We start from the raw sequence: 20948 nt of genomic DNA, 5'->3' as shown, positions 1-20948 counted from the left end.
CCCTTTGAAATTCGTAGCCCCGAGCGATTAACGCTTCGAGAACTGGAACGAACGACGCGCTTTGCGCTTACCGTATTTCTTACGTTCCACAACGCGGCTGTCGCGGGTCAGGAAGCCAGCGGCTTTCAGAGCGCCACGCAGGCTGGGATCGTACAGCTGCAGGGCTTTCGAGATGCCGTGCTTGACCGCACCGGCCTGGCCGGTCAGGCCGCCACCTTTGACGGTTGCGACAACGTCGAACTCACCTTCAACACCAGCAACCTGGAACGGCTGGCGCAGGATCAGCTGCAGAACCGGACGAGCAAAGTACTTGTCCTGGTCTTTGCCGTTCACGGTGACTTTGCCGGAACCCGGCTTGATCCACACGCGGGCAACAGCGTCTTTACGCTTGCCGGTGGCATAGGAGCGGCCCAGCTCGTCACGTACGGGTTCACGCACGATGACTTCTTCGGCCACGGTTTCAACGCCTGCGACGGCGCTCAGCTCTTCGAGAGTATTGATCTGATCAGCCATCGGTCATTAGCTCCGGGTATTTTTCTTGTTCATGGACTTAACGTCCAGAACTTCGGGGGCCTGGGCTTCGTGCGGGTGCTCGGCACCGGCGTAAACGCGCAGGTTGGTCATTTGCTGACGCGACAGACGGTTGCCCGGCAGCATGCGCTTGACCGCTTGGGTCACGACGCGCTCGGGGTGTGCACCTTCCAGGATCTGCTGCTTGGTGCGGGACTTGATGCCGCCCGGGTGGCCAGTGTGCCAGTAGAAGTTTTCTTCGCGCTTCTTGCCGGTCATCTGGATTTTGTCAGCGTTGATCACGATGACGTTGTCGCCCATGTCCATGTTCGGGGTGAACGACGCTTTGTGCTTGCCACGCAGACGCATGGCGACGATCGAGGCAAGACGGCCCAGAACAACGCCCTCGGCGTCGATCAGGATCCATTTCTTGTCGATGTCTGCAGGTGTTGCAGAAAAGGTTTTCATGGCAGGATAGTCCTGTTTGATGTGAAAGACCGCCCCAAGACAGAGTGGCCCGAATTCGATGGAGCGTATTTAGAGGTGTACGCAGTGCAGGTCAACAAGACTAAACGCTTTTAATTACAATGTTTTCAAGGGTTTGGAAAATAGGTATTATTGTACCCCATTAAATCTGTCAAAATCTCAGCCCCAGTGCCGAGCCCCTGCTACACTTTTAACATCTGCTCAACTGACCAGAGGGTTTAAACATGCTTGATCCGCATCAAACCATCACCGAATACGGAGCCGCATGGCAGGAAACCGATGCGCAGAAGCGGCTTGCTCTGCTGACACGCTGCTTTGCCGAGAATGGGCGCTATACGGATCCGACTGCTGACGTCCATGGTCGCGCCCACCTATCCACTCACATCGGAGAAATCCTGAAAAACACCAGTGGGCGAGTGGAGCTGATCAGCGAGCCGACCCTGCATCATGATGTGGTGCATTTCACATGGCATATGGTCGGCAAAGACGGATCCATCATGGTTACTGGTCACGATTTTGCACGCTTCGACACCGAAGGCCGTATCTTGCAGCTGGCTGGTTTCTTCGGCGATCCGAAACCCCTAAGCTGATTGCTCAAACGCTGATCTGTTCCGGCGGGTTGTCCAGCAGGCGGCGCAGGCGCTGCATCGCATCCTCGAACCGCTCAAGCGACACATGACCGTTCATTGCAATACGCACCGCGTTTGGTGCGCGGCCATCGCGCAGGGCAAACTCATCGGCTGAACGCAATTGTATTCCCTCTCGTTCTGCTGCGCGACTGAATGCAGCCGCGCGCCACCCTGAAGGAAGATGTAGCCAAACAAACGGGACGTCTGGCGCCCAGTTGAGGTCAAACCCGCCCAAGGCGTTAACGGCCACCCGAACGTATTCGCCCATCTTCAAACGGACGTCCTTCGCAATTTGCTGCGTTCTGGGATCGGACAGCAGCAGCCGGGTCAACTCTGCCAAGGGCTGAGCCAGCCCGAAATAGCCGTATTCGGCAGACCGACGTAAATCAACGCTTCTTTCCCTTGGCGCGATGGCGAAACCGACGCGCAAAGCGGGTGTCAAAGTTTTGGAGATGGAAGAAACATGCCAACCCCGCTCGGGCGCGAGGGCGCGATAGCTTGGCTCACGCGCGTCGCCCATGCGGTAACAGTCATCTTCGACTATCTGCAAATCAAAACGACGGGCCACTTCCACGATCTCTTTGCGCCGCTCAAGCGGTGTATGTGCCCCGGTCGGGTTCTGGACTTCGGGCGAAACGCAGACCGCTTGCGCGGATGTCTGTCGCAATACTTGCTCCATTGCGATCGGATCGACGCCCCATTTGTCCATTTTCACACCAACAACGTCGGCGCGCATCAATTCGCCCGCCCTCCGAAAGCCGGCATAAGACAGGTCTTCGACCAGAACCACGGGTTTGGCACCGCGCAGGATTGTTTGAAACACAAGACACAACCCATTCTGGCCCCCATGTGTCAGTACGATATCATCGTGAGTAAGCGCCCCCAGCGGCAAGTCTGAAAGCCAATCCACTACGGCCTGACGCATCGGTTGATACGCATCGCGGGTTGGGTAGTTTAGAAACAACCCCGGATCGGACTGAGACACCTTTTTCAGACACTCTCGGATCAGGGCCACCTGCCCCACATCTGCCAGTCGAGGGCTGAACAAACTGACATTGGCGTTGTACTTATCGTCACGCAGATGAAGTTGGCGTGCCCAGACATCGTCCAATATCGGCGATTTTGGCGGCGCTACGAATGTACCACGCCCGACCTCGGCTTGTAGCAACCCTTCATCTGTTAGAATCGTATAGGCGCGCGCGACCGTTCCCGGTGTGATTTGTAATCGATACGCCAGTTCCCGAACCGGAGGCAGCTTTGTGCCGACCTCCAGCATTTTGTTATCAATGGCTTTTCGGATCGTTTCAGCAACCAGAGTGTACTTGGGTCCCTTGGATTTTGGCAGCGCCTCCGGCCAAATTGTATCCATTACAATTCTTCCTTTGCTTTTGACACAATCTAGAATGTATCAAATGTCTGTACTGAACATATTAGCTTTGTGTCAATACAATTTTGAAAGGATACCACGATGACACGCGCAATGCACAACCCCGCCCTCTTGCTGCTGAACGACAGCCCCCGGCTGCCGTTGATCGCCGCGCTGGCCGTGCGGTTTGCGGCGATCGTGACAAAGTGGGAACGTCAACGTCGCAGCCGAGTGAACTTGTCCAATCTGGATGACAGGCTTTTGAAAGACGTCGGTTTAACCAGACTTCAGGCCCGCCATGAATACACCCGCTACTTCTGGCAGGACTAAAATTTCCCCAGTCCCTTGACGGGACCTCTTCCTGGCCGGGCAACGCCCGGCCTTTTTTACCCAAATGCAGCCGCTGCTGACCCTTCGGGTGGAATTGAATATGTCATTGTGGCGCGGGCGGCGGGTTTGTCGGACCCTTCGGAAAACATCAACACATCCCCAACAGCAAGTGTGCGGCCAAGTTTCAGCAAACGGCAATGCGCGATCATGTCTCTACCGCCTTCCGGTTTTCTTAGGAAGTCCAGAGAACTATTGGTCGTAACAGCAAGCGATTGGCGACCCTTTCGCGCCAATACCAGCGCGTAAACACACACATCAGCCAACCCAAACATGGACGGCCCTGAAACAGTTCCACCTGGGCGCAAATGCCGATCTTCGACTACCAACCGCATGACGATCGAGTTCTCGGTCAGTTCCTCAACAACAAAGTCCCTATGTACCTGCGGAAATATCTGCTTCATGTAATCTGCCAAATCTTCTTTGCTCATGGCTAATGACATGCTTCCCCTCTTCGATTTGCCGACCTAGAGTTGGCCCGACATCGGATCGGAGGGCAAGATGGCAATTCTGGAACGTAACGACACAGGCGCGGTAGCGACCTTGAAGATGAACTCGCCTGATCGCCTGAATGCCCTGAGCGATGAGATGCTTGCAGCCCTTCAGGCCGAGTTCGACGCCTTGCGCAATGATAGTTCAATTCGGGCAGTGGTTTTGCGCGGTGAAGGCAAGGCTTTTTGCGCGGGTCATGACCTCAAGCAGATGACGGCGGGGCGTAAGTCAGAGGATGGAGGGAAATCGTATTTCCAAGACCTGTTTTCCAGATGCGCGCAAATGATGTTGTCGATCCAGTCTCTGCCCCAGCCGGTGATTGCGCAGGTTCATGGCATTGCCACGGCGGCAGGCTGCCAGCTGGTTGCCACATGCGATCTGGCGATCGCCGCTGAAGGAACCCGATTTGGCGTAAACGGCGTCAATATCGGCCTGTTTTGCTCGACCCCTATGGTTGCGCTCAGCCGGAACATCCCCCGTAAACGCGCGTTTGAAATGTTGACAACCGGTGAATTCATCTCAGCCGAAACCGCTGTTGAGCTTGGATTAGTCAATCGGGTGGTTCCGGAAATGCTGTTGGAGCATGAAACAGCGGCACTCGCAGAGCAGCTGGCGGCCAAGCTTGGATCGGCGGTCAAAATCGGCAAACAGGCGTTTTACAAGCAATTGGAAATGCCGATTGAGCAGGCCTACGACTACACCGGTGAGGTAATGGCACAGAATATGCTGCATCGTGATACCGAGGAAGGAATTTCGGCATTTATCGAAAAGCGACCGCCGAACTGGCACCAATAATGCGATTATTGTCAACAGTTTTAATGATTGTTCTCAATTTAGCACTTTTCAAAACGGCAACACTGTGGCAAAGCTGAGACAGAGCTTAGGCTCTGGAGACACTTTTGGGTCGCCGAGGGCGGAAGGTCCCTCCAAGCTGGTTTCTCTCACCGGCGTCGACATTCCCGCACCGGCGACCCCAAAATCCCCTTAATTCTACAAACAATCGCCCCTGTGTTGCGTTGTGCGATGCCGTGCCCTATGTGGCAGCGCATGACACAAAAACTGCATATCGTGGGCGGCGGCATGGCCGGGTCCGAGGCTGCCTGGCAGGCGGCGGAAATGGGTGTGGATGTGGTAATCCACGAAATGCGGCCCAATGTGGGCACCTTTGCGCATCAGACCGGCAACTTGGCCGAGATGGTTTGTTCGAACTCATTCCGTTCGGATGATGACGAGCAGAATGCGGTTGGCCTGCTGCATTGGGAAATGCGTGCAGCGAACGGTCTGATCATGACCACCGCTGACGCGCACCGCCTTCCTGCTGGTGGAGCGCTGGCCGTCGACCGCGATCCTTTTGCGGAAGCCGTTACCGCCAAGCTGCGCGCACATCCGCGCGTCGAGGTTACAGGCGAAGAAATTACCACCCTTCCCGATGACGGCAATTGGATCTTTGCTACGGGGCCACTGACATCGGCCACGCTTGGCGATGCTATCAGCGCACAAACCGGCGCTGAATCTCTGGCGTTCTTCGATGCCATCGCTCCAATCGTCTATGCGGACAGCATCGACATGAGCAAAGCGTGGATGCAATCGCGTTATGACAAAGGCGAGACCGAAGAAGAGCGTACCGCCTATCTGAACTGCCCGATGGACCGCGATCAGTATGAGGCATTCATCGACGCCCTTCTGGCCGCCGACAAGACTGAATTTCATGAGGGCGAAACCGCAGGCTATTTCGATGGGTGCCTACCGATCGAGGTGATGTCGGAGCGTGGACGCGAAACCCTGCGCCACGGCCCGATGAAGCCGGTTGGCCTGACCAATCCGCACCAGCCTGACGTTAAACCTCACGCGGTGGTGCAATTGCGCCGCGACAACGCCCTTGGCACGCTGTTCAATATTGTGGGTTTCCAGACCAAGATGAAATACGGCGCGCAGACCGAGGTGTTTCACATGATCCCCGGGTTGGAGAATGCCAGTTTCGCGCGTCTGGGGGGCATTCACCGCAACACCTTCATCAATTCGCCGACTTTGTTGGACGCGCAGATGCGCCTGAAATCCAAGCCGAACATCCGCTTTGCCGGTCAGATCACCGGGGTCGAGGGGTATGTCGAAAGCGCGGCAATGGGGCTGCTGGCTGGCCGTCTGGCAGCAGCAGAGATTCTGGGTCGTACTCTGCCCGAGGTGCCGCAGGACAGTGCGATGGGTGCCCTGATTCACCACATCACCGGAGGAGCCGAGGCCAAGACCTTCCAACCCATGAACGTCAATTTTGGGCTATTCCGCCCCGTTGATGGTTTGAAAGGCGGGCGCCGGGGTCGCAAGGACCGCTACAAAGCCTACACAGACCGGGCCAAAGCCGAATGGACCAACTGGTTGGCACAGTGCTGACTGGACGCATCGGGGGGATGCAGCGTAACATCAGTTTATGAGCGACAAATTCCTCAAAGACGCCTACGATTTGGACACGCCGCAAGCCACCCACGCGCATTATCAAAAATGGGCTTCATCCTATGATGCTGAAGTTGGCGCGCATGGATATGCAACCCCCGGTCGCATTGCCGAAGCATTGTGGTCAAAACTGCCCGAGCCTCAGACCCCGATCCTCGATTACGGTTGCGGCACCGGCCTGTCCGGCGTGGCTCTGCGCGCGGCAGGGTTTGAGGTTATTGACGGAGTCGACCCGACCGCCAGGATGCTGGAAGGCGCCAAGGCCAAAGGGGTTTACCGCAGTCTGTCGACTTTCGAGATCACCGACCCTGACCCGTTGAAAAAAGGTGCATACAAAGCGATCACTGCCATCGGCGTTATCGGGACCGGCGCGGCTCCTCCGCAAGTGTTCGATATGCTGATGCACGCTTTGCCGAAAGGTGGGTTATTGGGTTTTTCATTCAATGATCATACGCTTAAGGACGTTTCCTATACCTCCCGTCTGAATGATTGGCTGGACATGGGGGCTGCGCGGTTGCTATTCCGGGAATACGGTCCTCACCTACCTGGCATGGACCTGAAGTCTGACGTCTATATAGTTGAAAAAGCGTGACATTCACCACTCGATTCGCGCCATCACCCACGGGGCCGCTGCATCTGGGGCATGCGTATTCTGCGATCCTTGCCCATGACCTTGCTGTTGCGCAAAGAGGTCAGTTCCTGCTGAGGATCGAGGACATCGACCGGTCGCGGTCAAGATCCCACTGGGAAGAACAAATCTATGACGATCTGAGTTGGCTCGGGTTGAGCTGGCCCGAACCAGTGATGCGACAATCCGAGCGGCTGGAAACCTACGACAAAGTTCTGGATGAGCTATGGACGCGTGGTCTGCTTTACCCCTGCACGTGCAACCGCAAGGACATCGCTGCTGCCGCAAATGCACCGCAAGAAGGGGCGTCGTTGCTTGGACCGGATGGGATAATTTACCCCGGCACCTGCCGAGGAAAATATCGACATCCCGCCGACCGCCCCACTGACATTCCGCTGAGGTTGGACATGGCGACTGCTGGCAGAGAGTTGTCAGGCACAGACCGGCCCGAGGCGCAAGTTGGCTCTTTTAAGGAGCTTTGCGCTGGACCCGGCGGTGAAACGGGCCTTGTTACATTCACCTTGGGCGAATTAACCCAAACCATCGGGGATGTCGTCTTATCGCGGCGCGACATGGGCACGTCCTATCATCTGTCCGTGGTTCTGGATGACGCGGCGCAAGGCATCACCCATGTCGTGCGTGGTCAAGACCTGTTCGACGCGACCCGTATTCACGTAGTTCTGCAATCACTGCTGGGATTGCCGACGCCACAATACTACCACCACCCATTGATCCGCGACGACGCAGGCAAACGTCTGGCCAAACGAGACGACGCGCGGGCGATCTCAAAATACCGGGCCGATGGCGCGTCACCCGACGACATTCGGGCGATGGTCGGGCTGTGATCCTGTCATTCGATGGGTGACATCAGTTCGACTTCGTCTCCATCCCGCACGGCAGTATAGAAACATGTTCGGCGGTTCGTGTGACAGGCAGCACCGGTCTGACGCACGAGAACAAGCAAACAATCGCGATCACAGTCGAACCTGAAATCCACCAACTCCTGCACGTGGCCCGAGGTCTCGCCCTTGATCCAGAACGACTGGCGGGACCGCGACCAATAGGTCACGCGCCGGGTTTCCAGCGTCTTCTCAATGGCTTGGATGTTCATCCAGGCCATCATCAATACTTCGCCCGAACTTTCTTCCTGGGCGATGGCGGGGATCAGCCCCGCCTCGTTAAACTTCAATGATGATGGATCAAACGCGACGGTTGCGGACATGAGAAAAACCTTTTGCATCCCGGTGGATGCTCACTATGTATGGGGAACAGACAACGAGGGAAAGCCATGTCCGGCGAGAACGACCTGATAAAGCTCTATTCCGGCCGCATTCTGGCGCTTGCGGCAGATATTCCGCATCTGGACCCGCTTGAGAATCCCGATGCCACAGTGAAAAAGCGCTCGCCCTTGTGCGGTTCGACTGTGACCGTGGATGTTCAGATGCAGGACGGCAAGGTTTCGGGCTATGGTCAGGACGTGAAAGCGTGCGCTTTGGGTCAGGCCTCGGCTTCGGTCGTTGGCAGCGCCATCATCGGTGCGACGCGCGCGCAAGTCGAAACCGCGCGGGATCAGTTGTCGGCGATGCTTAAGAAAGACGGTCCTGCGCCTGATGCGCCGTTCGACGGGCTTGAAGTGCTGATCCCTGCACGGGACTACAAAAACCGCCACGCTTCGATCCTGCTGGCGTTGGAGGCTGCGGCTGAAGCCATGGAACAAGCAGAACAGGCCAACTGCGCCTAAGATTGTATTTTTCGGGCAATCCAGTTTAATCACGCTGCAGGATGTCGGGGGATTAGGTTGGAAAAATTGCTGGAACACTTTGTCACTCTTTGGGTCGTCATCGACCCAATTGGCACTATCCCTGTTTTTATCGCCGTAACGGCGACCCTCTCGGCAGCAGCTCGTCGAAAAACCGCCCTCCTCGCTGCCCTGGTCAGCGCCGGAGTTTTGTTGTTCTTCCTCGTTTTCGGGCAGCTTTTGATCGAGGCACTGGATATCGGGTTGAACTCGTTTCAGGTTGCGGGCGGTATCATCCTGTTTCTTTTTGCCCTGACCATGATCTTTGGCGAAAGTAAACAAGTCGTCGAACAGCACGAAGCAGAAGAAGAGCTGGAAAGACCTGCCAACCGCCCTAACCCAGCGATTTTCCCATTGGCTGTTCCGTCTTTGGCCTCGCCCGGGGCCATGTTGGCCATCGTCATTCTGACTGACAACAACCGGTACAGCGCTGCAGATCAAGGCATTACAGCCTTGGTTATGCTGTCCGTTATCCTAATTTCATTTGTCCTGATGCTGCTTGCAGATCCGATTATCCGGCTGATCCGTTATTCGGGTGCCGCCATCATCAGCCGTGTGATGGGCATGATCCTCGCGTCAGTTGCGGTAAATTCCGTGCTGTCGGCGATGTTGGAAATCATCAAAACTGGCGAGCTGTAAAAAAACCGCCGCACCTTCCGGGCGGAAAGGGCGGCGGCAGGCTGTGCGTGTCTCGTGTGGGGTCCGGTTAGCCGCATGAGGCCGAGGCGGGCCTCTCAAGGGAATTGGGACAGGCAGGTCACCCTTGACTGAAATGGGGATGACAGCGCGGTATGGTCGGCACAAGATCGCAGGCAGAAAGGCTTAGAATGCACCCGGCAGGTGAAGGGCCACCATCAGCATGACCACCAAAGATACGGCCCCCGCAGCATCCTGCAAAATCGTTGCGTGCGAGCGGCTTAGGGCAGTCTTGATCTGGGTCAGCATGGTCTCACCTCCGGTCGAGATTTAATCCTTTGTTGACCTTTTGTTCTCATATTTTACCGAGTCGGTAAAGAACTTTTTGGGAACAATTGTGAACTTATGGGGACTAAACGTCTAACCCACTGAAATCAAACGGATCGCCTGATCCTGCTTCATAAGCCATAGCAGAACACGCGCGGCCTGACCCCGGTCAGACTGCAGTTTCGGGTCGGCTGACAGCAACGCGCGCGCGTCTGTCTGCGCGGTCGCCATCAATCCCGCCTGCCGCTCAAGGTCTGCGATCCTGAACTTCGGAAGGCCAGACTGTGCTGTTCCAATCAGATCGCCCGCACCGCGCATTTGCAGGTCGGTTTCCGAAATGCGAAACCCGTCCTCAGTCTCACGCAGAACTTCCAAACGTTTGCGTCCGCCCTCGCTAAGCGGAGGTTGATACATCAGCAAACAGGTCGAATCCGCCTCACCCCGCCCAACGCGCCCCCGCAATTGGTGCAGTTGCGCCAAGCCGAAAATCTCGGCCCTCTCGATGACCATGATCGAGGCGTTGGGCACGTTAACGCCAACTTCAATGACGGTCGTAGCCACCAGCACCTTTGTTTTACCGTCCTGGAACGCTTTCATTGCGGCGTCTTTGTCAGCAGAGGGCATCTGCCCATGAACCAGCCCAACCGTCCCCTCGCCCAAAATGGCGCGCAACCGTTTGAACCGTTCCTCGGCGGCCGTCAGATCTGAAACCTCGGATTCATCGACCAAAGGGCAGACCCAATAACACTGACGCCCTTCATCAATGGCCCGGCGTAGATGCGAGACGACCTCATCCATCCGTTCTGTGCTGATGACAGCGGTCTTGATCGGTTTCCGCCCCGGTGGTTTTTCGTCCAGCACAGACACGTCCATGTCACCGTATTGCGCAAGAGCCAGACTGCGCGGGATCGGCGTGGCCGTCATCACAAGAACATCCGCGCCCTGCCCTTTTTCGGACAGTTCCATCCGTTGGCGTACACCAAAGCGATGCTGCTCATCGACAATTGCCAGCCGCAAGGCTTTGAACTCCACATCGCTTTGAAACACGGCGTGAGTACCAACCAAAATGTGAATGTCGCCGTTCTTTAACGCCGCTAATTTTGCGCGTCGTTCTGCGCCCTTGTCACGCCCAGTTAGAATTTCCAGAACGACCCCAGCGTCTTCGGCCAAGGGGCGCAGCCCCTCAAGGTGCTGCCGAGCTAGAATTTCGGTTGGCGCCATCATGACACCCTGCCCACCGGCCTCAACTGCAACCAGCAAGCCCATGAAGGCTACGAGTGTTTTTCCAGCCCCCACATCACCTTGCAACAACCGGTTCATGCGCGCGTCCGAGGCCATATCCTTTGCGATATCGTCAATGGCCCGCATCTGCGCACCCGTGGGCTGATACGGCAGATTTGCAAGAACCTTTGCTTGCAATGCCCCGGTACCGACACTGATCACCCCCCTGGCTTTACGCTCTCGCTGTCGTGCCAAAGCCAAGGTCATCTGGTGTGCGAGGAGTTCATCGTAGGCTAAACGCTCGCGCGCGGGCGCATGCGCGGCAACGTCATCTGCCCCCTGCGGGTTATGAGCGGCAGAAATGGCCGTTGCCCAATCCGGCCAAGCATGTTTTGCAGCCAAAGCCGGATCAATCCACTCTGCAAGCGCTGGTGCGCGCGCCAATGCACTTCGCGCTGCCTTATAGGCCGTTTTTTGGGTAATCCCTTGGGTCAGATGATAGACCGGCTCAAAATCGGGAATTTCGCCTGCCTCTTTCACCGGCAGCATGTGATCTGGATGGACCATCTGCGCCATGCCGTCGAACAGCTCCAACTTGCCCGAGATCACACGGCGCGCGCCCTCTGGCAAAACCCGTTTCAGATAATCTCCGCGGGCGTGAAAAAAGACCAGTTGGAAATCCGCCTGGCTATCCTCGACATGCACCCGATAAGCACCGCCCTTGTTTCGCGCGGGCCGGTGGGTGCCGACAGTTACCTCGACCGTCAGAGTAGTCGGCAGGTCAACGCCCATAATGGTGTCGCGGCGGCGGCGGTCAATGACGGCATAAGGCAGGCTAAACAACACATCGCGCGGCGACTCGGTGCCCGCATTCGTCAACGCTTGCGCTGTTTTTGGCCCAACGCCGTCCAACGTTTCCAAACGCGAAAACAGCGGGAACAGGCTTTCGGGACGTCCGCTCATACGGTTCTGATCAGCTGCAGCCAGCCATCCTCATCCAGCGTTTCGATGCCCAATTCAGCCGCCTTCTTGGCCTTTGAGCCTGCGCCCGGTCCCGCGACCAGCAAATCTGTTTTCTTACTGACCGAACCCGAGACCTTCGCCCCCAATGCTTCGGCCCTGGCCTTTGCCTCGGCGCGTGTCATTTTCTCAAGCGTGCCTGTGAAAACGACCGTTTTCCCTGCGACTGGGCTGCCCGCAGTGTCCGGCCGTTTTGCTTCTTGCACCTCTAGCTGTGCAACCAAAGCATCAATACTGGCGCGTTCAGCCTCCTGCGCGAAGGCCGAGACGAGCGCGCGCGCCATGACCTCGCCGACACCATCAACGCTTAACAAATCTTCCCATTCTGGCCCTTGGAACTCCGACGCGGACGTGACAGCGCGTTCGAAATCAATCCAAGTCCCGTAGTGATTGGCAATCAGGTTCGAGGCCGCCTCGCCCATATGCCGGATACCCAGTGCAAACAGCAGTCGACCAAATTGGATAGTTCGCTTTTCGTCAATCGCGACCCACAGATTACCTGCACTCTGCGCGCCCCAACCTTTGCGATTGGCAAGTTTATTCAGGTTCGCCCTGTCACGTTCTTGCAACGTGAAAATATCAACTGGCGTTCTGACTGGCAGGTCAGGATCATCGTAGAACATTTCGATCTGCTTTGCGCCCAACCCTTCGATGTCGAACGCCTTGCGTGAGACGAAATGCTTCAGCTTTTCTACCGCTTGGGCCGGGCAGATAACCCCACCGGTGCAGCGCCGCACGGCGTCCCCCTCTTCGCGTACCGCATCGCTGTTGCATTCGGGGCAAGTTTTAGGGAACTCAAACGGTGAAGCCCCTTCGGGACGTTTCGAAATATCGACATCCGCAATCTTGGGGATCACATCTCCCGCGCGATATACTTGCACCCAATCGCCTACCCGAATGTCTTTTCCATCACGGATCGTGCCGCCTTTGGCATCACGGCCAGCGATATAGTCTTCGTTGTGAAGGGTGGCGTTTGAGACGACTACTCCCCCAACAGTCACAGGATGCAGCCGGGCAACAGGACTAAGCGCGCCCGTGCGACCGACCTGAATGTCGATTGCTTCCAATCTAGTCCAAGCAAGCTCTGCCGGGAATTTATGTGCGATCGCCCAGCGAGGAGTCGTGGACCGAAACCCCAATCGCGCTTGCAGCGACAGATCGTCCACTTTGTAAACCACCCCGTCAATGTCGTAGCCGAGGGTGGACCGCTGCGCCTCAATATCGCGATAGTGATCCAACATCTGATTTGTGGTCTCGCAACGCTTCGTCAATGGATTGGTCGCAAACCCAAGTTTATGCAACCGATCAATTGCACCCTTCTGAGTTTCGGCCAGAGGTTCAGACAACTCACCCCAAGCATAAGCAAAGAACCGAAGCGGCCGCGCACGCGTTACGGTCGAGTCCAATTGGCGCAGCGACCCAGCGGCGGCATTCCGGGGATTTGCGAATGCTTTTTCGCCTGCTTTTTCTTGACGCTCATTCAACTGATCAAAGTCCGCATGCGACATGTAGACTTCGCCACGCACTTCCAGAACGTCAGGGGCATCTTTTAAGGTTTGAGGAATATCGGAAATAGTACGGGCATTGGCGGTGACGTTTTCACCAACTTCGCCATCACCTCGCGTGGCGGCCTGAACCAGCCTTCCTTTTTCATATCGCAAGGAAAGAGACAGACCGTCGATCTTGGGCTCGGCCGTATAGTGCAGCGGCTGGGACGCATCCAGTCCAAGATACTTCCTGATTGACCGATCAAAATCATCAACGTCTTCGTCGTCAAACGCATTGCCTAGCGACATCATGCGAACCGCGTGCGTGACTTTCGAAAACCCCTCAGCCGGGCGTGCACCAATTTGGTTCGAGGGGCTGTCGTCTCGCTTTAAACTTGGAAAACGTGCCTCAATTTCAGTGTTCCGCTGCTTTAGAGTATCGTATTCAGCGTCCGAAATTTCCGGGGCGTCTTGTGCATGATAGAGGGTGTTTGCACGGCCAAGCAGTTCGGCAAGGCGCGCAAGTTCCGCACGCGCGGCGTCTTCGGTCAATTCAAATACCGGAATCAATTTGCTCATGGCCTCGCCCTGTCACGTATTCTTGGACCTCAGTGATAGGGCGAGGCCATGGCTAGGTCCAGATGTGCTGTTTCCCGAGTTGGAATGGTCGCCCCGGACCGCAGGCGACCGCATTCAGATCAAGCGCCGACGGCCATCCGAGTTTCGTTGACAGTGTTGCTTTGCGGATCACGCAGCACATACCCCCTGCCCCAGACGGTTTCGATATAGTTGTCTCCGCCCGTTGCGTTGCTAAGCTTTTTACGGAGCTTGCAAATGAAGACGTCAATGATTTTCAGTTCCGGCTCATCCATGCCGCCATAGAGGTGGTTTAAGAACATCTCTTTGGTCAGCGTCGTACCTTTACGTAAGCTCAGAAGCTCTAGCATCTGATATTCCTTGCCAGTCAGGTGAACCGTCTGACCTTCCACCTCAACCGTTTTGGCGTCCAGGTTTACGGCCACCTGTCCTGTCTGGATGATAGACTGAGAATGCCCTTTTGATCGGCGGATAATCGCGTGAATTCGTGCCACCAATTCCTCACGGTGGAATGGTTTGGTCATGTAGTCGTCGGCACCAAAACCGAAACCTTTGATCTTGCTTTCAGTGTCATCCGCGCCCGACAGAATCAGGATCGGTGTTTCGACCCGTGCAATGCGCAACTGGCGCAGAACTTCGTGCCCATTCATGTCCGGCAGGTTCAGATCCAGCAGGATCAGGTCGTAATCATAGAGTTTCGCAAGATCGATGCCTTCCTCGCCGAGATCCGTCGCATAGACGTTCAGATTGGCGTGCGTCAGCATCAGTTCGATGCTTTTGGACGTGGTCGGATCATCCTCGACAAGAAGTATACGCATTTACTGCTCCAATTCGGGTCAATTTACCAATTTCAAATTGAGCCTGATCAAAAATGGTTAATCTGACGTTACCGTTGAATCATTTTTTCACTTTCATCTTTAGGTTGTCGATATTTTTTTAACGCGGTGGCTTTAAGAGCTTCCGTCCCGTGTTCGGCAACCGCCGAAACCCACGAGTTGAACTCCTCATCACTCAACCCATAGCGTTTCTTTGCTTCCGAAAGGGTTAGCAGCCCATACAGCACGCCCCGAACCACAAGTATTTTCCGCGAGGCGACCCAGCGCGTCGTGTCCTGTGGTGGCAGATCAGCGCGCGATAAAACCGTTCCATCTGGCAGGGTTACGGACCTTGGCCCCTCAACTTTGTGCAAAAACATATCTGTACCCTCTTCGTGCTGCGACAAAGCTTGCACCAGCCTACTTAATGCAGAGTGAAACCGCCCCTTGAGAGTGTGTAGAATTTTCCTATATTCTGCCGGTCTTTCTTAACCCGCACTGGAATCGTCATGGCACTCGACACCGAGACACCGCTGAACTCGCTTGGCTTTGCCAAACCCCCGTCGGAAACACGGGTGGTTGTTGCCATGTCCGGTGGCGTGGACAGCTCTGTCGTGGCTGCCCATTTGGCCGATGAAGGGTATGACGTTGTTGGGGTTACGCTGCAGCTATATGACCATGGTGCTGCACTCGCCAAGAAAGGTGCGTGCTGTGCAGGCATCGACATTCACGACGCGCGGCGCGTAGCCGAGGAGCGCGGGTTCCCACATTACGTTCTGGACTATGAAAACATCTTCAAGGATGCCGTCATCGACGAGTTCGCCGACAGCTATCTTGCAGGCGCGACGCCGGTCCCTTGTATCCGCTGCAACGAGCGGGTGAAGTTCAAGGACTTGCTGGAAACCGCCAAGGATCTCGAGGCTGACTGTATGGCCACCGGCCACTACATCCAGCGCAAGATGGGCGCAAACGGACCAGAGCTGCACAGTGCCGAGGACGCGAACCGGGATCAATCCTACTTTCTGTTCTCGACCACACCCGAACAACTGGACTTTCTGCGTTTTCCGCTAGGCCACCTGCCGTCGAAAGACGCGACCCGTGAGATGGCGGCGCAGTACGGTCTGGCCGTGGCTGACAAGCCCGATAGTCAAGACATCTGCTTTGTTCCAAACGGCAACTATGCCAGCGTCATTGAAAAGCTGCGCCCCGGTGCGGCGGAGCCTGGTGAGATCGTGCATGCGGATGGCCGTGTGTTGGCGCAACACGAAGGCGTCATCCACTACACGATCGGGCAGCGCCGTGGTCTGGGCATTGGTGGCCTTAGTGAGCCTCTTTACGTCGTCAAACTGGACGTCGACAAGAAACAGGTCGTCGTTGGACCAAAGGAAATGCTGGCGACCCGCACTATTCCAGTGCGTGAGATCAACTGGCTGGGCGATGAGCCGTTTACTTCGCAAAAGGAATGGCATGTTTCGGTTAAGGTCCGCTCGACCCGCCCACCGCGTGAAGCGATTATTCGGCCGCTGTCAGACACCACGGCAGAAGTCGAGTTGCTAACGCCCGAAGAAGGCGTATCACCGGGTCAAGCCTGCGTATTCTATGCCTCGGAAGGCAGCCGTATCTTTGGCGGTGGCTGGATCTGGCGCGGTTACTAAATCGCGTCAGTCCAAGAGTTGCTGAGGATATACAGCCCGGCGCAGATCATCACATAAGGCACAAGGCGTTCCAGCCGCTGGGCCAAAGCGCCGCTCATGAAAGGGGCTTTTGACCCGAACATCGCTACTGTCGCCAGACCGAGCGCCGCAAGAGTTGCGCCAATCACGCCCGCGGTTCGGAAACTCGGGGCCGAGTCCGCCAGCAGTGGCGCAAGCACCGCGAACGTATCCATGGACAGGCTGATGAACAGCAAAGTGACCATGATAACCGAAGCCCCGGTTTCCAAGTTTGGGTTTGCTTCGGTGTCGGTTCCACGCTTGCGCCGTATCAAAGCCAAAATACCAAGGCTCAGCGGAATCAGGCCCAGATAACCAGCCCAGTGCGGAACGACATCTTCAACGCCCAAAGCAAGTAATAAAGCGGCGCTAATCACAATGACCTGCGCCAATAAAAAACCAAAGATCGCCCTTTTTGCGCCGGATACGAGCGTCAACGCCAGCAATGCCGCCAGATTGTCGAGATTGGTCAAAACCTGCGCCATAAAAGCCGACAGGCCAAAAAGCACGAAATCCAGCATTACGCATTCATCCTTGTCAGGACAGCTTTGGCCGCCCGCAAACCTGGTGCCTCTCCGCCACGTCCCAAGCGCTCCATGGTTGTTGCCATAGCGTCGCGCTGCGCATCCGGGGATGCCGCAACCTGATTGAGAGCAGCAGCAATTTTATCGGGCTGACAGTCGTCCAGAAGGCACTCGGGCACAATCCGGGTTTCGGACACCAGATTGACAAGCGTCACTGTATCCAGTTTCACCATTCGCTTGGCTATTTGCGTCGTCAGCCAATTGAGGTTGTACGCAATCACCATCGGCGTAGATTGCGCGGCCAACTCCAGTGACACTGTCCCCGACGCCGCCAGCGCCAAATCAGCCGCGGCAAACGCAGCCCTTTTTTGTCGAACAGCTTGCTCCGATGCCATTTCCCGCGGATCAACAACCACCGGCTTTCCCGGCCAGTTTTGTACATGCCCAGTCACTGTTTCGACCATATGCGCTACTGCTGGCACAACTACTCGGGCGTCTGGCTGATCTTTCAGGTAAATACGCAATGCGTCGCCAAAGACCGGGGCCAAACGCTCAATCTCTCCGCCTCGTGACCCCGGCAGAGCCAGAATGATCGGCGCATTCCCAAGATCGTAACTTTCGCGAAACTGTTGGATATCTTCGTCCGAGGCCACCGGCTCAGTGGCGACAGGGTGCCCGACAAAATCGCATTCCATTCCAGCCCGTTCCATGTAGGGGGGCTCGAACGGAAGTAGAGCCAAAGCATGGTCGATTACCTTGGCCATCTTATCGGCCCGCCCCGGTCGCCACGCCCACACGCTGGGGGCCACGTAGTGCACGGTTCTGATGTCGCTTTTGGCTTTGACAAGCTTTGCAACACGAAGCGAAAAGTCAGGGCTGTCGATGGTGATCAGCACGTCCGGCTGCGAATCCAGAACAGCCTGAGCAGTCTCAGCAATCCGTCTTTTGAGATGAAAGAACTTGGGAAGAACCTCGACCAGCCCCATCACAGAAAGCTCAGCCATTGGAAAGCGGCTTTTCAGGCCCTGCGCCTGCATCAACGGTCCGCCGACGCCATCGAATTGAACATCTGGCACGAGACTGCGGAGCCCTTCCATCAGGGCTCCGCCTAAACGGTCGCCCGAAGGTTCACCGGCGACCACGAAAACGCGCATTAGCTGGCCCGCTCTCGCACGAAAAGGAACAGACCCAGGCGGTTGCATTCGTCGATAACCCGGTCCTGCTGCAATACGATAACCCCACCCTTTTCGATGGCGACGCCCGCCAGACCGGCGGCTACCGCACTGGAGACAGTGCCCGGCCCAATGGTTGGCAGATCAGCCCGGCGGTCCTGATCGGGTTTAGGGGCTTTGAAAAGAACGCCTCCTCCCGCGTCGGGGCGTTGGGTAAGCGATTGCAGCATCCAGTCCGTGCCAAAGATACTTTCCACGGCCAACACCTGACCTTTGGAGACCGCACAAGCCTGCCCGATATCCGCCGCACCCATAGCCCGAAGAACTCCTGCGGCCCGGTCCATATCGGCCAAATCAGCATCGGAGGGCTGTGCTTCGGTCAAACAACCCAGCGGCGGCAGAAGATCCGGCGCAATTTCGTGAGCAGCGCGAACAGTCAACCCGGCATCCTCGAATATCGCGATCACCGCCCTCAAAGCGCCGTCATCACCTGACATGAGTGCCTGCTGCAAAATGGGAACCAGAGGCATAGTCGCGGCGTCGATCCGCGACGGATCAATGGCCGGACGTCGAACCGCGCCTGCCATACAAATCTCGGCCACGCCCTTTGCCTTAAGTTCAGCGATGAAACTGCCCAGTTGCTCCAGAGGGAAAACGATATCAGCGGTTAACGTATCGGGGGTGAACCCCTCCATCGCACAGACCAGTGGGCGGTCGCTCAAACGGTCAACCACTTCACCCGGCAAAGCGCCCGTTCCGGCAATCAGCGCAAGCATCCGCTTATTTCCTCGGCGTCAGGAACGAGCGATCTGTTTGACCGGTCACGAAATCGACGATCCGCTGCACGTATTCGCTCTGATTGTCGGCGCCAACGCGGTGGGCCCGCTCCATGAATGTGCCCTCACCTTCGGACAGCTCACGGAACGCGACGCGTAGGGCCGAGATATCCTCGCGGGATACACCTTTGCGCTTCAAGCCGACCAGGTTCAGGCCGTCCAACTCTCCGCGAGGCGCTTGAACCAGACCATAGGGAATTACGTCATTGGGCACCATGGTCAGCGCGCCGATGATTGCTCCGCGACCGACACGGACCCATTGATGCAGACCTGAAATTCCGCCAACGATGACATCGTCTTCGATAACGCAATGGCCCGCCGCGCCGGCGTGGTTCACCATGATCACCCGGTTCCCGATCTGAACGTCATGCGCCACATGCACGCCAGCCATCAACAGGCAGTCGTCACCTATCCGAGTAACGCCGCCGCCGCCCTCAGTGCCGGTATTCACGGTCACATGTTCACGGATGCGGTTGCGTTTGCCAATCTGAAGCCGTGTATTTTCGCCCCCAAATTTCAGATCCTGTGGAATTTCACCGATAACTGAGAAATTGAAGACTACAGTTTCATCACCGATCGAGGTGTCACCAGTAACGACTACGTGCGACTTCAATTCGACCCGCTCACCAAGCTTGACTTGTGCGCCGACATAACAGAACGGCCCAATAATGCAGCCCTCACCGATTTGCGCACCGTCTTCGATAATTGCGCTTGGGTGGATGCCGCTCATGTTGTTTTTTCCATGTCCCAGTCGACATAGGCTGAGAATTCAGCCTCAGCCGCAACTTCTCCGTCGACCGTCGCACGGCCACTGAACTTAAAGATTTTGCCGCCTTTTTTCCCACGCACAGTCTCGACATGCATCTCCAGAACGTCGCCCGGAACCACCTTGCGGCGGAATTTGCACTTGTCGATGTTCATGAAATAAATCAGCAGCTCGCTGTCGATCACATCCATGCCGACGCCCAACATCACACCCGCAGTTTGCGCCATCGCTTCGACGATGGTCACCCCTGGCATGATCGGAGTGCCGGGAAAATGGCCCTGAAAATGCGGTTCGTTCATGGTGACGTTTTTGACCCCAACGGCCGACTGGTAACCTGAGATGTCAACCACTTTGTCAACCAACAGAAACGGATAGCGATGCGGCAAAATCCGTTGGATCAGCTGGATATCTGCGCTCTTGGTTTCCGTGCTCATGATGTCGTTGTCCCGTTCTGGATTTCTGTTTGCGCGTGGTTAGCAATACCACGCCCCAAGGGCAAGCAAACCTATTCGCTGGATCCATTTTCTACGGCGCTGCCGTCACCGATCGCGGCATCAATCCGCGCAATTGCTGCGTCGGTGATATCGGTACGATCGGCACTTAGAAAGACATTCGACCGCTCAATGACAATAGAAGCACCGGTTTCGCGTAACAGGTCGATCAAAACCGGCTGCACCAGCTCAAAGAATTTTTGCCGAGCCTCCTCGCTCCGGCGGGCAAGTGCATCCAATTTGGCGCGTTGCCCTTCCCGATGTGATTGAACCTTAGAATCGAATGCTTCGGCCAGTGGGCGGAACTCTTCTACCGTCATGGTCCCGCGTTTTTCAGTAAGTTCCTTTTCTTCCTGGCTGAGGCTGCTAACGATCCGTTCGTTTTCGTCGCCAAGCAAAACGCTTTCCGCTTCAATCTCGCGCAGAACGCGTTTTCCAAATGCAGATTCAGCGAACAAGCGATCACTGGACAACGTCAAAACGCTACTCTGTGGGACACCCAATTGTTGACCAATGCCAGGGTCCGCAACGGAAAGGGAAAGAAAAAGACACAGGGCCCCAAGAAGGCCCTGCAGCTTCTTATAAACGTTCATGTTCATT

At 56.2% G+C, this 20948-nt stretch carries 25 protein-coding genes; 9 read left to right on the top strand and 16 right to left on the bottom strand.

Translation table 11 applies throughout. The annotated features are described in order from the left end of the window. Positions 1 to 27: 27 nt before the first annotated feature. Together rpsI and rplM are read right to left on the bottom strand one after the other, a co-directional pair. Positions 28 to 513 (bottom strand): 30S ribosomal protein S9, encoded by a 486-nt coding sequence (rpsI, locus tag ACR0LN_RS02950; RefSeq protein ID WP_039535473.1) that lies wholly within the window; start codon positions 511 to 513, stop codon positions 28 to 30. 6 nt (positions 514 to 519) lie between these two features. Then, positions 520 to 978: a 50S ribosomal protein L13 gene (rplM, locus tag ACR0LN_RS02945; RefSeq protein ID WP_170324880.1), complete on the bottom strand. Its 459-nt coding sequence runs from the start codon at positions 976 to 978 to the stop codon at positions 520 to 522. Positions 979 to 1220: 242 nt separating this feature from the next. Between rplM and ACR0LN_RS02940 the strand changes: the two genes are divergently transcribed. After that, on the top strand, positions 1221 to 1586 hold the full coding sequence (locus ACR0LN_RS02940; RefSeq protein WP_480427666.1) for a nuclear transport factor 2 family protein: 366 nt from the start codon (positions 1221 to 1223) through the stop codon (positions 1584 to 1586). Positions 1587 to 1590: 4 nt separating this feature from the next. Here the strand turns inward: ACR0LN_RS02940 and ACR0LN_RS02935 are convergent, their stop codons facing one another. Further along, positions 1591 to 2994 carry an aminotransferase-like domain-containing protein gene (locus tag ACR0LN_RS02935; RefSeq protein WP_480427664.1) on the bottom strand — a complete coding sequence of 468 codons (1404 nt, stop codon included), beginning with the start codon at positions 2992 to 2994 and terminating at the stop codon, positions 1591 to 1593. Between the two features lie 99 nt (positions 2995 to 3093). Here ACR0LN_RS02935 and ACR0LN_RS02930 point away from each other — a divergent pair, with 99 nt between their 5' ends. After that, complete coding sequence (locus ACR0LN_RS02930; RefSeq protein ID WP_480427663.1) at positions 3094 to 3321, top strand: DUF1127 domain-containing protein; 228 nt, start codon at positions 3094 to 3096, stop codon at positions 3319 to 3321. Between the two features lie 56 nt (positions 3322 to 3377). Here the strand turns inward: ACR0LN_RS02930 and ACR0LN_RS02925 are convergent, their stop codons facing one another. Next, on the bottom strand, positions 3378 to 3821 hold the full coding sequence (locus ACR0LN_RS02925; RefSeq protein ID WP_480427661.1) for a PaaI family thioesterase: 444 nt from the start codon (positions 3819 to 3821) through the stop codon (positions 3378 to 3380). A gap of 58 nt (positions 3822 to 3879) precedes the next feature. Between ACR0LN_RS02925 and ACR0LN_RS02920 the strand changes: the two genes are divergently transcribed. The 4 genes from ACR0LN_RS02920 to gluQRS all read left to right on the top strand — a co-directional run bounded on the left by ACR0LN_RS02920 (position 3880) and on the right by gluQRS (position 7791). Beyond that, positions 3880 to 4665 carry an enoyl-CoA hydratase gene (locus ACR0LN_RS02920; RefSeq protein ID WP_480427659.1) on the top strand — a complete coding sequence of 262 codons (786 nt, stop codon included), beginning with the start codon at positions 3880 to 3882 and terminating at the stop codon, positions 4663 to 4665. Between the two features lie 252 nt (positions 4666 to 4917). After that, positions 4918 to 6258, top strand: a complete 1341-nt coding sequence (trmFO, locus tag ACR0LN_RS02915; RefSeq protein ID WP_480427658.1) for a methylenetetrahydrofolate--tRNA-(uracil(54)-C(5))-methyltransferase (FADH(2)-oxidizing) TrmFO — start codon at positions 4918 to 4920, stop codon at positions 6256 to 6258. Positions 6259 to 6295: 37 nt separating this feature from the next. After that, complete coding sequence (locus ACR0LN_RS02910) at positions 6296 to 6910, top strand: class I SAM-dependent DNA methyltransferase (protein ID WP_480427657.1); 615 nt, start codon at positions 6296 to 6298, stop codon at positions 6908 to 6910. After that, positions 6907 to 7791, top strand: a complete 885-nt coding sequence (gene gluQRS, locus ACR0LN_RS02905) for a tRNA glutamyl-Q(34) synthetase GluQRS (RefSeq protein WP_480427656.1) — start codon at positions 6907 to 6909, stop codon at positions 7789 to 7791. Before ACR0LN_RS02910 ends, gluQRS begins: the two co-directional genes overlap by 4 nt. Before the next feature lie 5 nt (positions 7792 to 7796). On the opposite strand, the gene hisI is transcribed toward gluQRS, so the two are convergent. Continuing rightward, positions 7797 to 8186, bottom strand: a complete 390-nt coding sequence (gene hisI / locus ACR0LN_RS02900; RefSeq protein ID WP_480427655.1) for a phosphoribosyl-AMP cyclohydrolase — start codon at positions 8184 to 8186, stop codon at positions 7797 to 7799. A 48-nt stretch (positions 8187 to 8234) separates the two neighbouring features. On the opposite strand from hisI, the gene ACR0LN_RS02895 reads away from it, so the two are divergent. Both ACR0LN_RS02895 and ACR0LN_RS02890 read left to right on the top strand, forming a co-directional pair. Beyond that, positions 8235 to 8687, top strand: a complete 453-nt coding sequence (locus ACR0LN_RS02895) for an iron-sulfur cluster assembly scaffold protein (RefSeq protein WP_480427654.1) — start codon at positions 8235 to 8237, stop codon at positions 8685 to 8687. Between the two features lie 57 nt (positions 8688 to 8744). Next, positions 8745 to 9383 (top strand): MarC family protein, encoded by a 639-nt coding sequence (locus tag ACR0LN_RS02890; RefSeq protein WP_480427652.1) that lies wholly within the window; start codon positions 8745 to 8747, stop codon positions 9381 to 9383. A gap of 183 nt (positions 9384 to 9566) precedes the next feature. Here ACR0LN_RS02890 and ACR0LN_RS02885 read toward each other — a convergent pair whose 3' ends face one another. The 5 genes from ACR0LN_RS02885 to sciP form a co-directional block, all read right to left on the bottom strand. Next, positions 9567 to 9689 (bottom strand): hypothetical protein, encoded by a 123-nt coding sequence (locus ACR0LN_RS02885; protein WP_480427651.1) that lies wholly within the window; start codon positions 9687 to 9689, stop codon positions 9567 to 9569. Between the two features lie 111 nt (positions 9690 to 9800). After that, on the bottom strand, positions 9801 to 11891 hold the full coding sequence (gene recG, locus ACR0LN_RS02880) for an ATP-dependent DNA helicase RecG (RefSeq protein WP_480427649.1): 2091 nt from the start codon (positions 11889 to 11891) through the stop codon (positions 9801 to 9803). Continuing rightward, positions 11888 to 14014 (bottom strand): NAD-dependent DNA ligase LigA, encoded by a 2127-nt coding sequence (gene ligA, locus ACR0LN_RS02875; RefSeq protein WP_480427648.1) that lies wholly within the window; start codon positions 14012 to 14014, stop codon positions 11888 to 11890. Before ligA ends, recG begins: the two co-directional genes overlap by 4 nt. A gap of 119 nt (positions 14015 to 14133) precedes the next feature. Continuing rightward, positions 14134 to 14850 (bottom strand): response regulator transcription factor CtrA, encoded by a 717-nt coding sequence (ctrA, locus tag ACR0LN_RS02870; RefSeq protein WP_480427647.1) that lies wholly within the window; start codon positions 14848 to 14850, stop codon positions 14134 to 14136. A gap of 68 nt (positions 14851 to 14918) precedes the next feature. After that, the gene (gene sciP / locus ACR0LN_RS02865; RefSeq protein ID WP_480427646.1) at positions 14919 to 15227 is read right to left on the bottom strand and encodes a CtrA inhibitor SciP; all 309 of its coding nucleotides are present in this window, start codon (positions 15225 to 15227) and stop codon (positions 14919 to 14921) included. Between the two features lie 129 nt (positions 15228 to 15356). Here sciP and mnmA point away from each other — a divergent pair, with 129 nt between their 5' ends. Continuing rightward, on the top strand, positions 15357 to 16502 hold the full coding sequence (mnmA, locus tag ACR0LN_RS02860) for a tRNA 2-thiouridine(34) synthase MnmA (RefSeq protein ID WP_480427645.1): 1146 nt from the start codon (positions 15357 to 15359) through the stop codon (positions 16500 to 16502). Here the strand turns inward: mnmA and ACR0LN_RS02855 are convergent. From ACR0LN_RS02855 to ACR0LN_RS02830, 6 genes are all read right to left on the bottom strand, one after another. Next, complete coding sequence (locus ACR0LN_RS02855) at positions 16499 to 17080, bottom strand: cadmium resistance transporter (RefSeq protein WP_480427643.1); 582 nt, start codon at positions 17078 to 17080, stop codon at positions 16499 to 16501. The two genes, mnmA and ACR0LN_RS02855, sit on opposite strands and share 4 nt — an antisense overlap. After that, positions 17080 to 18237 carry a lipid-A-disaccharide synthase gene (gene lpxB / locus ACR0LN_RS02850; RefSeq protein ID WP_480427642.1) on the bottom strand — a complete coding sequence of 386 codons (1158 nt, stop codon included), beginning with the start codon at positions 18235 to 18237 and terminating at the stop codon, positions 17080 to 17082. Before lpxB ends, ACR0LN_RS02855 begins: the two co-directional genes overlap by 1 nt. Next, the gene (locus ACR0LN_RS02845) at positions 18237 to 19031 is read right to left on the bottom strand and encodes an LpxI family protein (RefSeq protein ID WP_480427641.1); all 795 of its coding nucleotides are present in this window, start codon (positions 19029 to 19031) and stop codon (positions 18237 to 18239) included. Before ACR0LN_RS02845 ends, lpxB begins: the two co-directional genes overlap by 1 nt. 4 nt (positions 19032 to 19035) lie before the next feature. Next, the gene (gene lpxA / locus ACR0LN_RS02840; RefSeq protein ID WP_480427640.1) at positions 19036 to 19821 is read right to left on the bottom strand and encodes an acyl-ACP--UDP-N-acetylglucosamine O-acyltransferase; all 786 of its coding nucleotides are present in this window, start codon (positions 19819 to 19821) and stop codon (positions 19036 to 19038) included. Then, complete coding sequence (gene fabZ, locus ACR0LN_RS02835; RefSeq protein ID WP_480427639.1) at positions 19818 to 20291, bottom strand: 3-hydroxyacyl-ACP dehydratase FabZ; 474 nt, start codon at positions 20289 to 20291, stop codon at positions 19818 to 19820. The genes lpxA and fabZ overlap by 4 nt, the downstream gene beginning before the upstream one ends. 71 nt (positions 20292 to 20362) lie before the next feature. Beyond that, positions 20363 to 20941, bottom strand: coding sequence for an OmpH/Skp family outer membrane protein (locus ACR0LN_RS02830; protein WP_480427638.1), 579 nt, complete (start codon positions 20939 to 20941; stop codon positions 20363 to 20365). Positions 20942 to 20948: the final 7 nt, after the last annotated feature.

It is taken from the genome of Ruegeria sp. AA6 (assembly GCF_056542865.1).
Note: the sequence above shows the minus strand (reverse complement) of the source record. Positions and strands in the feature narration are given on the sequence as shown.

Bases quoted from the DNA above. Each gene is read 5' to 3' on its own strand.
- rpsI (WP_039535473.1), bottom strand. From the start codon at position 513: ATGGCTGATCAGATCAATACTCTCGAAGAGCTGAGCGCCGTCGCAGGC.
- rplM (WP_170324880.1), bottom strand. From the start codon at position 978: ATGAAAACCTTTTCTGCAACACCTGCAGACATCGACAAGAAATGGATC.
- ACR0LN_RS02940 (WP_480427666.1), top strand. From the start codon at position 1,221: ATGCTTGATCCGCATCAAACCATCACCGAATACGGAGCCGCATGGCAG.
- ACR0LN_RS02935 (WP_480427664.1), bottom strand. From the start codon at position 2,994: ATGGATACAATTTGGCCGGAGGCGCTGCCAAAATCCAAGGGACCCAAG.
- ACR0LN_RS02930 (WP_480427663.1), top strand. From the start codon at position 3,094: ATGACACGCGCAATGCACAACCCCGCCCTCTTGCTGCTGAACGACAGC.
- ACR0LN_RS02925 (WP_480427661.1), bottom strand. From the start codon at position 3,821: ATGTCATTAGCCATGAGCAAAGAAGATTTGGCAGATTACATGAAGCAG.
- ACR0LN_RS02920 (WP_480427659.1), top strand. From the start codon at position 3,880: ATGGCAATTCTGGAACGTAACGACACAGGCGCGGTAGCGACCTTGAAG.
- trmFO (WP_480427658.1), top strand. From the start codon at position 4,918: ATGACACAAAAACTGCATATCGTGGGCGGCGGCATGGCCGGGTCCGAG.
- ACR0LN_RS02910 (WP_480427657.1), top strand. From the start codon at position 6,296: ATGAGCGACAAATTCCTCAAAGACGCCTACGATTTGGACACGCCGCAA.
- hisI (WP_480427655.1), bottom strand. From the start codon at position 8,186: ATGCAAAAGGTTTTTCTCATGTCCGCAACCGTCGCGTTTGATCCATCA.
- ACR0LN_RS02895 (WP_480427654.1), top strand. From the start codon at position 8,235: ATGTCCGGCGAGAACGACCTGATAAAGCTCTATTCCGGCCGCATTCTG.
- ACR0LN_RS02885 (WP_480427651.1), bottom strand. From the start codon at position 9,689: ATGCTGACCCAGATCAAGACTGCCCTAAGCCGCTCGCACGCAACGATT.
- recG (WP_480427649.1), bottom strand. From the start codon at position 11,891: ATGAGCGGACGTCCCGAAAGCCTGTTCCCGCTGTTTTCGCGTTTGGAA.
- ligA (WP_480427648.1), bottom strand. From the start codon at position 14,014: ATGAGCAAATTGATTCCGGTATTTGAATTGACCGAAGACGCCGCGCGT.
- ctrA (WP_480427647.1), bottom strand. From the start codon at position 14,850: ATGCGTATACTTCTTGTCGAGGATGATCCGACCACGTCCAAAAGCATC.
- sciP (WP_480427646.1), bottom strand. From the start codon at position 15,227: ATGTTTTTGCACAAAGTTGAGGGGCCAAGGTCCGTAACCCTGCCAGAT.
- mnmA (WP_480427645.1), top strand. From the start codon at position 15,357: ATGGCACTCGACACCGAGACACCGCTGAACTCGCTTGGCTTTGCCAAA.
- ACR0LN_RS02855 (WP_480427643.1), bottom strand. From the start codon at position 17,080: ATGCTGGATTTCGTGCTTTTTGGCCTGTCGGCTTTTATGGCGCAGGTT.
- lpxB (WP_480427642.1), bottom strand. From the start codon at position 18,237: ATGCGCGTTTTCGTGGTCGCCGGTGAACCTTCGGGCGACCGTTTAGGC.
- ACR0LN_RS02845 (WP_480427641.1), bottom strand. From the start codon at position 19,031: ATGCTTGCGCTGATTGCCGGAACGGGCGCTTTGCCGGGTGAAGTGGTT.
- lpxA (WP_480427640.1), bottom strand. From the start codon at position 19,821: ATGAGCGGCATCCACCCAAGCGCAATTATCGAAGACGGTGCGCAAATC.
- fabZ (WP_480427639.1), bottom strand. From the start codon at position 20,291: ATGAGCACGGAAACCAAGAGCGCAGATATCCAGCTGATCCAACGGATT.
- ACR0LN_RS02830 (WP_480427638.1), bottom strand. From the start codon at position 20,941: ATGAACGTTTATAAGAAGCTGCAGGGCCTTCTTGGGGCCCTGTGTCTT.